Consider the following 12,207-nt stretch of genomic DNA (forward strand, 5'->3'; position numbering starts at 1 on the left):
CTCACCTCTGCTCCGGGCCCGCGGCCGCTTCGACGGGCCGGACGAAGTGCACCAGCAGCGTCTTCCGGTCGTGCGGGCCGGCGCCGGTGACCGGTGGCACCGCGTGCCAGGCGCGCTCCGTGCGGACCATCAGCACCGAGGTCCCGGCGAGCGGGAACACCTCATCGCTCCAGTCGTCGATGTCCGCGGAGCGCAGTACCCGCAGCGCACCCGACCACTGCGGGCGCCAGGTGGCGTTGAGGTAGAACAGATGGGTCACCACCTTGTCCGGCCGGTCGACGTGGGGTTCGATCCAGCAGCCCTCCGCATAGCGGACCAGCCGGACGTCCAGTACGGTCCCGGTGAGGTCGGTCGCCGTCGCGGCGCTGACCGCGGTGCGGTAGGCGGTGCTCGACAGGTCGTCGAGGAGCAGCTGCCAACGCCGGGACAACTGGCCGATGTTCTGCCGGTCCGGCACCCCGAACTTGATCAGTTGGTAGTTGTACGTCCGGTAGCGTTTGCGGCCCGCTTCGGCGGAGTCCCGGACGTCGTAGTGGAAGCCCTCGGTGGGGAACTCCCCCACCAGTGCGTCCTGTTCGCCGGCGAAGCTGTCGTGCAGCACGGCGTGCGGATAGGGCTCCGTCGACAGCGGCGCGGAGTCGATGGCCGAGAGGTTGAGCAGGGACATATCAGCTCCTCCTCTGCGCGGGAAGGCCGGCCAGGGCGTCCAGCACCTGCCGGACCGCGGACATGCTCGGGGTGGCCACCCGCCACCCTCCGAAGAAGCCGGGCAGTCCGCTCAGCAGCCTGGTCCGGATACCGCGTTCGAGCAGCGCCGTGTACACCCGTTCGGCGTCGTCGCGCTCCGCGTCGAAGGCCACGAAATTCGCCTGCGTGGCACGGGCCGACCAGCCCGGAAGCGCCTGCTCGACACCGCGAGCCAGCGCCGCCCTCGCCGTCCGCGCCTCCGCCCGCGCCGAGCGGAACACCGCGGGATCGGCCAGGGCGCGCTCCAGCAGCGCCAGACTCACGTGTGACAGCATGCCGTCGGGCGCCCATCGGCCCAAGTAGTCAATGGCCGAGGTCGGCCCGAGAATCGCGCCGACCCGGGCGCCGGCCAGCCCGTGGCTCTTGGAGAAGCTGTTGATCCGCAGGACGTTGTCCCACTCCGCCAGGTCCTGGACGGTGGCGTCGCCGTCCTCGGCGTAGGCCAGATAGCAGGTGTCGACCACGACGACGCTGCCGTGGCGGTGGGCCACCGACGCAGCCCGGGTGATCTGCTCGCGGGTGTAGAGCTGGCCGGTGATGCTGTCCGGCTGGGTGATCACCAGTACCGAGGGCGGCCCGGACAGCAGCCGCTCGATCAGCGGTTCGACGTCCATCGCTGCCCGGTGCGGCATGTCGACGCCGTCGAGACGGAAGCCGAAGCGAGCGGCGCACCGGGTCCAGCTGTCGAAGTGCGGCCGGGCGATGACCAGGCGCCCGGCCGGCCCGGCCAGTGCCTCCGCGACCATGTGGAGGGCGTGGTCGGAGCCCGGGGTGAGCAGCACGCGCGCCGGATCTTGACCGAAATGGGCGGCGACGGCGTCGCAGTAGGGAGCTGTCAGGGGGTACTCGACGACGGTGGCGGGGGTGAGCCGGCCGAGCTGGTCGGCGTGCCACTGTGCCACTGCGGGGTGCAGCAACTCGCAGCTCTTGAGGTTGAGCTGCCCGGCCACGTGGTGGCGACGGCGGGGTTCGAGGCCCCACATGACGGCCGTGGTCGGGAACCAGTCCGCCAGCGCGCGCCCCGGTGTCCGCGCCGTCACGACCGGGAGCCCGCCGCCGAGCCGGCTTCGCGGCGCTCCCGGACCAGCTCGCCGGCCCGGGTCAGCTGCCGTTCACGGCCGAAGACGAGGTCGTAGGCCCGCTGTCGATCGGCCGGGTCCAAGAAGGTGTCGTCGGGCAGGATCTGCCGGTTGTGCAGCGAGAGGGCGTCCACGGACATCCCCGGGTGCAGCAGTTCGTGCGGGCTGTACATCGTGGGTCGCACGCGCCCACCCAAGGCCCGGATCCGGGCGACGGCCGCCTCCGCGTCGGCGACGGTGGTGCCCGGCAGTCCCACGATCACGAAGCAGTTCAACTCGACGCCGGCTCGCGCACACCACGTGGCGAGCGCCTCGACGGCGTCCTCGCCCTTCCGCTTCAGCCGTGGCAGGGCGGCGTGCCCGGACTCCGCCAGGGTTTCCACCCCCACGCTGATCCGCACGCATCCGCTGCGGCCCATCAGTGCCACCAGCTCCTCGTCCAGGTGGTGCACCGTGGTCGCACACTTCCAGGGGTAGCGGGCGCCCCGTTCCACCAACTGCTCGCACAGCCGGGTCGTCCAGGTCCGGTTGAGGGTGAACGTCGGCGCGTAGAAGGCGACATACTCGAACGGGAGCGCGGCGAAGGACTCCTCGATGTACTCCACCACCTGCTCCACCGAGGCACGCCGGTCCGGCTTGCCGAAGACCGCGGGGACCTCGCAGTAGTCGCAGCCGACCGGACACCCCCGGGCGGCCGGTACCACCAGCTCCCGGCGGCCCGGTATGCCGCAGAACTTGTTCTGGTCGTCCCGGTACAGCCAGTCGTAGGCGTGGTACGGGATCTCCGAGACGTCGGGCAGCACCCAGTCCGCGGCCAACAGCGCGGCGCCGGGCGCGGTGGGCGCGGTCCATGCACCGTCCGTGCGGCACCAGACTCCGGGCAGACCTCCGGCGTTCGGCCGGCCTTCGGCGTTCGGCCGGCCTTCGGCCACGGCACGGACGAACGCCGCCACGCCCGGCTCGTAATCGCCCGAGCCGACGATCGCGTCCAGGTCGAAACGGGTGAAGAGGTCCGGGCGCATGCCGCTGAGTCTGCCGAACGCCACCAGTTGGGCCTGTGGCGCGAGCTGCCGGGCGTACGTGAGGAAACGGGTCAGCCCGTCCACCCCGTCCAGGTCGTTGGTGATGGCCACCACGTCGTAGCCGCCCTGGTGCAGGCGATCACCGACCTCCTTCCACGTGAGGGATTCCACGGAGGCGTCGAGGATGTCCACCGCACCGACTTCGGGCTGGCGGCGCAGGTATCCGGCCACGCTGTAGAGCAGCTGATGGTGGCCGGCGTTGAAGTAGCTGAGGATCTGGGGCGGCCAGATCACGAGGACGCGTAGGGCAGGCATGGCCGTCAGTTCCTTGCGGTCGCGGTCGGTTGGGTGTGCTGGGCCGGCACGGCCCGGTCTGCTGGGTCGCGGTGTGCGGCGGCGCGCCCGTCCACCGCGCGCAGGGCCGCGCGCACGGCCTGCGCCACCGCGTCGAGTTCCGCGTCGGTGATGCCGGGGAACAGCGGAAGGGACAGGCACTGCCGCGCCAGCGCCACGGTCTCCGGGAGCCCGTCCGGCGCGGTTCGGCAGGCACTGAACGGCCGCAGGTGGTGCACCGCCCGCGGGTAGTGGACTCGGGTGTCGATGCCGTGCTGCGCCAACTCGGCCCGCAATGCGTCTCGTTCTGGGTGGCGGATGGCGTACAGGTGGTAAGCGTGGCCGACTCCCGGGGACGCGGCCGGAAGCCCGACACCGGTGCCTTCCAGGCGTCGCCGGTAGCCGTCCGCGGCCTGCTTGCGCAGCCCGACCCAGTCGTCGAGGTACGGCAGCTTCGCCCCCAGCACGGCGGCCTGGAGGGTGTCCATCCGCCAGTTGTGGCCGGCCAGGACGACCTCGCCGTCGGCGCGGCCGTGGTCACACAGGGCGCGGGCGCGCCGGGCGAGGTCCGCGTCGTCGGTGACCAACGCCCCGGCGTCCCCGAAGGCGCCGAGATTCTTGGAGGGGTAGAAGCTGAAGCAGCTCACGTCCGCGTGTGCCGCGGCCGGCCGCTCGTCCCACCTGGCGCCGTGCGCGTGGGAGGCGTCGACGACGACCGGGATCCCGCGCTCGGCGCCGATCGCCGACAGCTCCCGCAGATCGGCCGGGTGACCGTAGAGGTGGACGGGGAGGATGGCCCGGGTCCGCGCCGAGATCACCGCGCGCACCTGGTCCGGCCGAGCGGTGCGGGTGGCCGGGTCGATGTCCACGAACACCGGGGACGCACCGGTGTGTACGATCGCCGCCGCGGTGGCGGCGAAGGTGGCCGAGACGGTCACCACCTCGTCGCCGGGACCACAGCCGACGGCGGCCAGCGCGCACTGCAGAGCGCTGGTGCCCGAGGACGTGCCGACGCAGTGGGCAGTGCCGTTGTATGCGGCGAACTGCCGCTCGAAGGAGTCGATCGCCGGGCCGCGGACGAAGCCCCCCGTGATGACGGCATCGTCAACGGCGGCGCGCAAGGCGTCCATGGGCGCCGTCCGTCCGACGTCGTTGAAGGGAACCCGGCCGCTGGTCATCGTGTCGGGCGTCGTCAAAGGTTGCTCCTTCGGCCGCGCGGGCCTGTCCCGGGGTTCAGGGGTAGATGTACGGGTCGGTCCGGTCGGAGCGCCGGACGCCCCTGCGGGTGCGGCCGGACCGCACGAATCTGCCGATCCGCTCGGTGCCCTTCCGGTCGTGTCGCCGCAGCGCCCGGACGCCTCCGAGCACGGGCAGACCGGCAGCGGTGAGTCGTGCGTGGCCGACGGTCTCCAGGCCGGACGGGTCGAGGTGGGCGGCCAGCGAAGTCGCCCACAGCCGGTGGCCGGTCTCGTTGGGATGCTGGACGTTGACCGTGTGCGGCCGGCGGTGCAGGAAGGCAGCCATGGTCGGTTCGGCAGGTTCGTGCGGGAGGAAGACCGCACTCGTGACGGTTTCCTGCACACAGGTGCCCTGGAGGTGTGGGGGAATCCCCGGCACGAAGATGCCGTTGAAGAACACGTGCGCGATGCCGTGCTGCGCCAGGAAGGCATGCAGCGAGGCGACCTTAGCGCTGTTCGGCCTCGTCCGCGCAGACCGCCGTCTTCCGGTACGCCGACACCAGTCGGTCCAGCGCCCTGATGTCGTACGCATGGTGCGGAACCACCTGCCGGTACTCACCCGTGACGTGGAACTCGCGCCGGGCGGGGTGCGTCCATCCCACGGCGACCAGCAGCGCCCGCGGCGGCAGGCCCTCCTTCAGCCAGCGCGCGACGAAGTCGATCGACGTCCGCACGATGCGGTCATTGGATCCGCTGGGCAGCGCGTCGTTGTACGTACCGTCGGCGTCGAGCAGGGCGTGCAACTGTCCCGGCCAGCTGTAGCGCCATCGGTACTCGTGGTCCCGGCAGACCCCTGTGGCCGGGTCGTCCGCCAGTTCCGATCCATAGGTCATGGAGCAGCCGTTGGCATAGACGTACACTGTTCCACCGCCCTCCCCCACATGTCAGAAAACCGGAACCTGGTACTTCCTGGCGAAGTCCTGGGCGTCCTGCCAGGTGTTGACCAGGGGCTGGCCTCTGATGTTGAGGCTGGTGTTGAGCAGCATCGGGCAGCCGGTGCGCTGGTGGAAGAGCGACAACACCTCATGGAGCAGGGGGTTTTGGCCGCGACGCAGGGTCTGCACGCGGCTGGTGCCGTCCACGTGGCACACCGCCGGGTAAGCGTCCGGCTCCCGGCACGCCACCACGTACTGCATGTACGGGGCCTCCGGCACCGGCATCTCGAAGATCTTGTCGGCGTAATCGGCCAGCACGACCGGTGCGAACGGCCGGTAGCGCTGCCGCTTCTTGATCGCGTTGACCCGGTCCTTGGTGGCCGGGTCCCGCGGATCCGCGAGCAGGCTTCGGTTGCCGAGCGCTCTCGGGCCGTACTCCGCACGTCCGTTGGCCAGCCCGGCGACCGATCCGCTGAGCAGGGCGTCGACGATCCGCGCCGGATCGGTCCGCCGCTGAATGTCGTGACCGAGATAGGGCCCCTCCCACGGGATGAACTCCCGGCGGTGGGCGGCCAGTGCCCCGAGCGCCGAGCCGGCGTCCCCGGGGTTGGGCGGGATCCAGATGTCGTCGAAGAGGCTGCTGCCCGCGAGCCGCCCGTTGAAGAGGCAGTTCAACGCGACGCCGCCGGTGTAGACCAGGTTTCGGGACGGCACGGTCCGGGCGACCCAGCGAAACAGGCCGGTGAGGAAGTCCTCCAGCACCGCCTGGGCGCTGCTCGCCAGGTCGGGCGCCTGCGTGAGTTCCGGATGCCATCGCGGGCCAAGACCCCGGTGCAAGCTGCGCTTCAGCGCGAAATCCGGCGGCTTTCCGTTGGCCAGAAGTTCGGTTTCGAGGAGCGAACGGTGGCGGGGAGTGCCGTAGCCCGCCATGCCCATGAGGATGTACTCCTCCTCGTTCGGCTTGAGCCCGACCCGTTGGGTGACCGCCGAGTAAAACAGTCCGAGGCTGTGCGGATAACGGACGGCATGGACTTTCCTCAGTCGGCGGTTGCGGGCATGCCAGACGGTCAGCGTATCCCATTCCCCGATGGCGTCGACCACGACCACCGCGGCCTCACGGAACGGCGAGGTGAAATACGCACCGGCGGCATGCGATTGATGATGGGAGACAAAATGAACCGGCTTTCCACGCAACGCCGGAAAACGCTGGAGATATCGTTTTGGGCCCGTTTTCAACGCTGCGGCCATATTCCCCGCCCGCACCTGACGCAGCCGTTTCAGTAAAGGGTGTTCATAATAGACGACCCCCTCGATCTCGTCAGCATGCTGTAGGGCGTCGTCCAGCAAAGCGCCGTTCAGCAGAGGGTCGTTCTTTTTTCGACTGTATCTCTCGCTGTGCGACGCGAAGACAATCCGCCCCTCTTTGAGGACGGCTAATCCTGCGTCGTGTGCGAGACAACTGACACCGACAAGGGCCACACGCAACTCCCCATCGCTGGAATGTCCTCTGATGCCCCTTCACCAGAGCCGTGCATCCACCATTGGCCAGTACACGAAGTGCCACTCCGTCCAAGCTAGGCGCTGCCAGTGGATCAACACAGACGATTTTCAGTCGACGGAGCGGGCGGGAATCATCGGCGGCTCCACTCGGGTCCGTACGGGGTCCGCGCGCGGTCCGCACGGCCCAGGACGCCGGCTCCAGGCTGGTGCCGACGTCCTGGTCACGGCGTCTGCTGACGCGCTTCCGACTGCGCCCGGGCAAGGGCGTTCTCGATGAAAGCGGACTTTCCCAGGGTGTACGCGGACCGGTCATCCTCATGCCGCTGTGCCAAGTCCCGCTTGAGCGCGCCATAGCGCCGCGCACTCTCCGGGTGCGTGCGAAGGAAGTCGCGGAAGGTCAGGTGGCGGGCGAGTTCCGGGCTGTCGGCGGCACAGACGTACAGATGGTGTTCCGGCGTTCCGTCAGGGGCGGCGAATGCCTCCCGGCCGGTGATACCCAGGTCCCCCTCGTGCGCGTATCCCAAGAGCCGCAAGGCCGCGACGACCTCGGCCAGAATCGCTCTGGTGGGAATGACCGCGTCCATGTCCACGACGGGTTTAGCCGGCAGGCCGGGAACCGCCGTACTCCCGACGTGCTCGATACGCAGGACCAAAGGGCCCAGCCCGTCATGAAGTACGACGGACAGTCGTGCGAAAATCATCGGCCATCGCGGGTCGTACTCCACGATCTGCACCGGCTGGGACATATCGGCCCCTCCTCGGCGGCGTCACCCGGCTTTCTCCGGAATGATTTCGGATGCCCCGCGAAAACCTTGCCGCGAAAACCTTGCGTCACCTTGCTGATTGTAGTCTACTCCTTCGGAGTCCTTCCGAGCCGGCTGACGCCCCGTACGCCGCCGGCCTTCCCGTGCAGATGTCACGGAAACACGGTGAGCTCTGCTTCCGGGGAACCGCCCCCGGGCAGAAATGTCCACGCCGCCGCGCAGACCGCTTCACGAAAGATTCGGAGGACATGGTGGAGGCAGACCGCGTCGCGGTGGTAGGCGGCGGGATATTCGGCTCGACGGCGGCGGTGGAATTATCCCGGCTGGGATATTCGGTGGTGCTCTTCGAGCAGGCCCACACGTTGATGTCGTCGGCGAGCAGCGCCAACCAGCGTCGGCTGCACCGCGGCTATCACTATCCGCGCGGGATGGACACCGTCGCTGCGGTGATGCGGGCCTTCGGCGCGTTCAAGGCCGAGTACGGTGCGGCCATCCACCACGGGTCCGCGCACTACGTGGCCATCGCCAGCAGGAACAGCCTGGTGAACGCGGAGCGCTACCTCGCCTTCTGTGACGGCGTCGGACTGCCCTACCGCGAGGAGTACCCGCCGTTCCTGCGCAGGTCGGCGGTCGAACTGTCGGTGCGCATCGCGGAGGCGCACATCGACATCGATGAACTGCGCCGTCTGTGCGCGGCCAGGCTGGCCGCCTCAGGCGTCGAGGTGCGGCTGGGGACGCGGGCGGACCAGCGCGCGCTCGGGGAGTTCGACCAGGTGGTGCTGGCCACCTATTCCTCGATCAACGACATCCACCCGGGCCCCGCCTCCGCCCTGCCGGAGTACCAGTTCGAGGTCTGCGAAAAGCCACTGGTCGCGCTTCCGCCCATGTACCTCGGCCACAGCCTGGTCGTCATGGACGGTCCCTTCATGTGCCTGGACCAGGTCGCCGGCACCCGCGATTTCCTGCTCGGGAACGTCGACCACGCCATCCACGCGACGACGGTCGGGCCGTACCCGCTCATCCCCGGCCCGCTCATGCCGTATGTGAACACCGGGCTGATACGCCGGCCACCGGTCACCCGCTTCCCCGACTTCCGGCGCTTCGCCCACCATTTCGTGACCGGCTTCGGGGAGGTCAGGCACCTTGGCTCCTACTTCACGGTGCGGGCCGTCCTGCCCCACATGGAGACCACCGACGACCGCCCCACACTGGTGCGGCGACTGGATGAGCGTACTGTCGCGCTGTTCGGCGGGAAGATCGCCACCTGCGTGGCCTCCGCCCGTCAGGTGGCCGGACTCCTCCGCAAGGACCCGGTTGGGAGCGAGGGCGGCTCCCGGCCGGCTACGGCCTCGGGTTCGTTGCCGACGTAGGGCGAGCGGGTGCGTTTGCCGGGCGCAGCGCGTCCAGCGCGACGTGCACCGCCGCGCGAGGGGGCGAGCCGCGACGGATCGCCGCCGTGATCGTGCGCGTCACGGGTGTCGCGAGTTCTCGCGTGGCGACGCGATACCGGCGGTCGACCGCCAGGCCGGGCAGCAGTGCGATCGACAGCCCGGCCTCGACGTGCTGCAGCGTCGTCATGTAGTTGCTGAACCGGCACACCACCCGCGGCTCGAACCGTGATTGACGGCACAGCCGCTGTGCGAGATTCGCCATGTACGACTGTGGCATGTCGAACGCCCACGGCTCGTCCGCGCAGGCCGCGAGATCCACGGGGCCGCGCCCGGCCGCGGGATGCCCGAGCGGCAGCACCAGCAGGATCGGGTCGGTGGCCAGCTGCACCAGGTCGAGGTCCGGCCCCAGCGGCAGTTCGTCGAAGTCCGTGGTCGTGATGATGATGTCCGCGTCGCCGCCTCGCAGCGCGAGCAGGCTCTCGTGCGGCTCCAGTTCGAGGAGTTCGACGTCGAGGTGTGGATGCCGGCGCGCCAGCCGGGACACCGCCGGGACGGCCATGGTGTGGATCGCACTCTGGAACGCGCCCAGCCGCACCAGCCCGGCCGGTTCTTCGCCGAACCCGCGCAGCTCCGCCTCGGCGCTGTCCATGTGATCGAGGATCACCCGCGCCCGCCGCGCGAGGTGCAGCCCGGCCGAAGTCAACCGGACTCGGCGTCCGGTTCGTTCCAGCAGCGGGGTGCGGGTCTCGGCCTCCAGCACGGCAAGCTGCTGGGACACACTGGAGGGGCTCAGGTTGACGGCCTGGGCAACCGCCCGGACGGTGCCCAGCGCCTCCAGTTGGCTCAGCAGTCGCAGCCGCCATGGGTTCATCATCACCTCATTGTTGTACGGTTTTTCCGAACAGGAAAGCCGGAAAAGTGAGCTGGACGTGTCGCTCGGATGCGACCTACCGTCGTGACATGGCTGCTGCGACCGGCATGACGTCGACCACCGGCATGACGTCGACCACCGACCTCCCGTCCACCGAAACCTTCTGGGCCGATGCCGAGAGGCACCTGGTCCGCTACGGCGGCGAGTTCAGCCGCGAGATCATCGAGCGTGCCGCCGGCAGTTTCGTGTTCACCGCGGACGGTCGGAAGATCCTCGACTTCACCTCGGGTCAAATGAGCGCGATCCTCGGGCACTCGCACCCGGCGATCGTCGAGACCGTCCAGCGGCAGGTCGCGACCCTCGATCACCTCTACAGCGGCATGCTCAGCCGTCCGGTGGTGGACCTGGCCCGGCGGCTGGCCGACACCTTGCCCGCGCCGCTGGAGAGGGTGCTGCTGCTGACGACCGGCGCGGAGTCGAACGAAGCCGCCCTCCGGATGGCCAAGCTCGTCACCGGCAGGCACGAAATCGTCTCGTTCGCGCGATCCTGGCACGGTATGACGCAGGCGGCCTCGTCCGCCACCTACAGCGCCGGCCGCAAGGGCTACGGCCCGGGTGCCCCCGGCAACTTCGCGATCCCCGTGCCGAACCCGTACCGGCCCGACTTCACCCAGGCCGACGGCTCGCTGGACTGGCGCCGCCAGCTGGACTTCGCCTTCGACCTGATCGATGCCCAGTCGACCGGCAGCCTGGCCGCGTGCCTGGTCGAACCGATTCTCAGCTCCGGCGGCATCATTGAGCCGCCGGTCGGGTATTTCGCGGCCCTGCACGCCAAATGCCGGGAACGCGGCATGCTGCTGATCCTCGACGAGGCCCAGACCGGCCTGTGCCGCACCGGGACCTGGTACGCATTCGAGCGCGACGGCGTCGTCCCCGACATCCTCACCCTGTCCAAGACGCTCGGTGCCGGTCTGCCCCTCGCGGCCGTGGTCACCAGCGCCGAGATCGAGCACGAGGCCCACGAGCGCGGTTTCCTGTTCTTCACCACGCACGTCGCCGACCCGCTGGTGGCCGCGGTCGGCAACACCGTCCTCGACGTCCTGATCGCCGACCGACTCGACGAGCGCGCGCGGTCGCTCGGTGAGTCCCTCCGCGACGGCCTGAGGGACATCGCCCGGCGGCACCCGGTCGTCGGCGACATACGCGGCCGGGGCCTGCTGGCCGGGCTCGAACTCGTCGTCGACCGTGAGACCAAGGAAAGCCCGGACGAGCTGGGCGCACAGGTCACCCGGCGCTGCCTCGAACTGGGCCTGCACATGAACATCGTCCAACTCCCCGGCATGGGCGCGGTCTTCCGAATCGCACCGCCGCTGACCGCCACCGAGGACGAGCTCACACTCGGTCTGACGATCCTGGACGAGGCGATCGGCGATGCCTGCGCCGCCCTGTGATCACGCTGCTGGGGCCGGCCACGCCGTGGGCCGTGCGGCGGCGCCGGCCACGGATGACTCGCTCGATGTCCCGCTCGGCCATCAGTCGCTCGACCGTGCAGCGGGTCACATCCACGCCCTCGCGCCCGCCTGTCGCGTTCCGGGCAGCAACTCGACTCGGACGTCGTCGCCGTCCTGGATGATGTAGGTGGGTCCGGTCCGCGGGTCCCAACCGAGGGGCAACAGGTAAGAGCGGCCGTTGCGTTCGATGAGCCGGCGCAACCCGGTGTAGCGGTACCGGTAATGCGCTTTCGCTCCCAGGTCCTCTGCTTTCAGCCCCGGCCCGGCCAGGCTGAGGCGCTCGGTGCTCAGGATCGCGACGGCTGTGCGGCGCACGAGTTGGTCGGCCGCCTGGTGAGCCTCCTGTTCGCCCATCTGGCTGGTGGCAAGACTGAACGCCCACATCATCAACAGGCCGCCGGTGAAGACGGGCACCGCCTTGCTCCACAACGTGGCGGGAGTCGCGCCTGCGCCGGCCCAAGGAGTCTGCCCAAGGAGCACTCCGGTCCCCAGCAGCAAGGGAGCCGTCCATCCGTAGGGTTGGATGCGGGACCATAAGACAAGGAGAAGCAGCCCGGCGAAGACGAAGGCCAGGTGGGCCCGGACCACGGTCCGGGCCCACCTCTCCAGCACGCCCGCCAGGCTGCCCTGGGCAGGGGCGGCACCCCTGGTGGTGAGGTGACGTGCGGCCAGGACAGCGCCCGTCAGGACGATCACGACCGGCACTTTCAGCACGTTCAGGCTCTGGATGGAGACCTCGGCGAAGCCGAAGCCCAGGCTGAAAGCGTCCAGGCGGAAGTAGTGGTAGTAGGAGGTCAGGTAGACGGCGCCCAAAAAGTACATGACCGCTACCAGGAAGGAAGCCTGCGCTACCACTACGCCGAGCAGTCCGGCTGC

At 69.4% G+C, this 12,207-nt stretch carries 12 protein-coding genes; 2 read left to right on the top strand and 10 right to left on the bottom strand.

The features are described 5' to 3' along the window. Window position 1 precedes the first annotated feature (1 nt). From ACWGJY_RS13480 to ACWGJY_RS13515, 8 genes are all read right to left on the bottom strand, one after another. On the bottom strand, window positions 2-667 hold the full coding sequence (locus ACWGJY_RS13480; RefSeq protein WP_453260937.1) for a 2OG-Fe(II) oxygenase: 666 nt from the start codon (window positions 665-667) through the stop codon (window positions 2-4). A gap of 1 nt (window position 668) precedes the next feature. Beyond that, window positions 669-1,787: an aminotransferase class I/II-fold pyridoxal phosphate-dependent enzyme gene (locus tag ACWGJY_RS13485; RefSeq protein ID WP_453260938.1), complete on the bottom strand. Its 1,119-nt coding sequence runs from the start codon at window positions 1,785-1,787 to the stop codon at window positions 669-671. Continuing rightward, the gene (locus tag ACWGJY_RS13490; RefSeq protein ID WP_453260939.1) at window positions 1,784-3,163 is read right to left on the bottom strand and encodes a B12-binding domain-containing radical SAM protein; all 1,380 of its coding nucleotides are present in this window, start codon (window positions 3,161-3,163) and stop codon (window positions 1,784-1,786) included. Before ACWGJY_RS13490 ends, ACWGJY_RS13485 begins: the two co-directional genes overlap by 4 nt. 5 nt (window positions 3,164-3,168) lie before the next feature. Then, window positions 3,169-4,377: a DegT/DnrJ/EryC1/StrS family aminotransferase gene (locus ACWGJY_RS13495; RefSeq protein WP_453260940.1), complete on the bottom strand. Its 1,209-nt coding sequence runs from the start codon at window positions 4,375-4,377 to the stop codon at window positions 3,169-3,171. A gap of 37 nt (window positions 4,378-4,414) precedes the next feature. Further along, window positions 4,415-4,819, bottom strand: a complete 405-nt coding sequence (locus tag ACWGJY_RS13500) for a hypothetical protein (RefSeq protein ID WP_453260941.1) — start codon at window positions 4,817-4,819, stop codon at window positions 4,415-4,417. 46 nt (window positions 4,820-4,865) lie between these two features. Next, window positions 4,866-5,252 carry a DUF6071 family protein gene (locus ACWGJY_RS13505; protein WP_453260942.1) on the bottom strand — a complete coding sequence of 129 codons (387 nt, stop codon included), beginning with the start codon at window positions 5,250-5,252 and terminating at the stop codon, window positions 4,866-4,868. A gap of 51 nt (window positions 5,253-5,303) precedes the next feature. Continuing rightward, the gene (locus ACWGJY_RS13510; protein ID WP_453260943.1) at window positions 5,304-6,773 is read right to left on the bottom strand and encodes a carbamoyltransferase family protein; all 1,470 of its coding nucleotides are present in this window, start codon (window positions 6,771-6,773) and stop codon (window positions 5,304-5,306) included. 242 nt (window positions 6,774-7,015) lie between these two features. Next, complete coding sequence (locus ACWGJY_RS13515) at window positions 7,016-7,528, bottom strand: GrpB family protein (protein WP_453260944.1); 513 nt, start codon at window positions 7,526-7,528, stop codon at window positions 7,016-7,018. 278 nt (window positions 7,529-7,806) lie between these two features. On the opposite strand from ACWGJY_RS13515, the gene ACWGJY_RS13520 reads away from it, so the two are divergent. Further along, window positions 7,807-8,928: an FAD-dependent oxidoreductase gene (locus tag ACWGJY_RS13520; protein ID WP_453260945.1), complete on the top strand. Its 1,122-nt coding sequence runs from the start codon at window positions 7,807-7,809 to the stop codon at window positions 8,926-8,928. On the opposite strand, the gene ACWGJY_RS13525 is transcribed toward ACWGJY_RS13520, so the two are convergent. Further along, window positions 8,900-9,823 (bottom strand): LysR substrate-binding domain-containing protein, encoded by a 924-nt coding sequence (locus tag ACWGJY_RS13525; RefSeq protein WP_453260946.1) that lies wholly within the window; start codon window positions 9,821-9,823, stop codon window positions 8,900-8,902. The two genes, ACWGJY_RS13520 and ACWGJY_RS13525, sit on opposite strands and share 29 nt — an antisense overlap. 122 nt (window positions 9,824-9,945) lie before the next feature. Here ACWGJY_RS13525 and ACWGJY_RS13530 point away from each other — a divergent pair, with 122 nt between their 5' ends. Next, window positions 9,946-11,271 carry an aspartate aminotransferase family protein gene (locus tag ACWGJY_RS13530; RefSeq protein WP_453260967.1) on the top strand — a complete coding sequence of 442 codons (1,326 nt, stop codon included), beginning with the start codon at window positions 9,946-9,948 and terminating at the stop codon, window positions 11,269-11,271. Window positions 11,272-11,376: 105 nt separating this feature from the next. On the opposite strand, the gene ACWGJY_RS13535 is transcribed toward ACWGJY_RS13530, so the two are convergent. Beyond that, window positions 11,377-12,153, bottom strand: a complete 777-nt coding sequence (locus tag ACWGJY_RS13535; protein WP_453260947.1) for a hypothetical protein — start codon at window positions 12,151-12,153, stop codon at window positions 11,377-11,379. Window positions 12,154-12,207 lie beyond the last annotated feature (54 nt).

The organism is Streptomyces sp. NPDC054765, from assembly GCF_053612065.1.

Bases quoted from the DNA above. Each gene is read 5' to 3' on its own strand.
- ACWGJY_RS13490 (WP_453260939.1), bottom strand. From the start codon at position 3,163: ATGCCTGCCCTACGCGTCCTCGTGATCTGGCCGCCCCAGATCCTCAGC.
- ACWGJY_RS13530 (WP_453260967.1), top strand. From the start codon at position 9,946: ATGACGTCGACCACCGACCTCCCGTCCACCGAAACCTTCTGGGCCGAT.
- ACWGJY_RS13525 (WP_453260946.1), bottom strand. From the start codon at position 9,823: ATGATGAACCCATGGCGGCTGCGACTGCTGAGCCAACTGGAGGCGCTG.
- ACWGJY_RS13480 (WP_453260937.1), bottom strand. From the start codon at position 667: ATGTCCCTGCTCAACCTCTCGGCCATCGACTCCGCGCCGCTGTCGACG.
- ACWGJY_RS13535 (WP_453260947.1), bottom strand. From the start codon at position 12,153: ATGTACTTTTTGGGCGCCGTCTACCTGACCTCCTACTACCACTACTTC.
- ACWGJY_RS13520 (WP_453260945.1), top strand. From the start codon at position 7,807: ATGGTGGAGGCAGACCGCGTCGCGGTGGTAGGCGGCGGGATATTCGGC.
- ACWGJY_RS13505 (WP_453260942.1), bottom strand. From the start codon at position 5,252: ATGACCTATGGATCGGAACTGGCGGACGACCCGGCCACAGGGGTCTGC.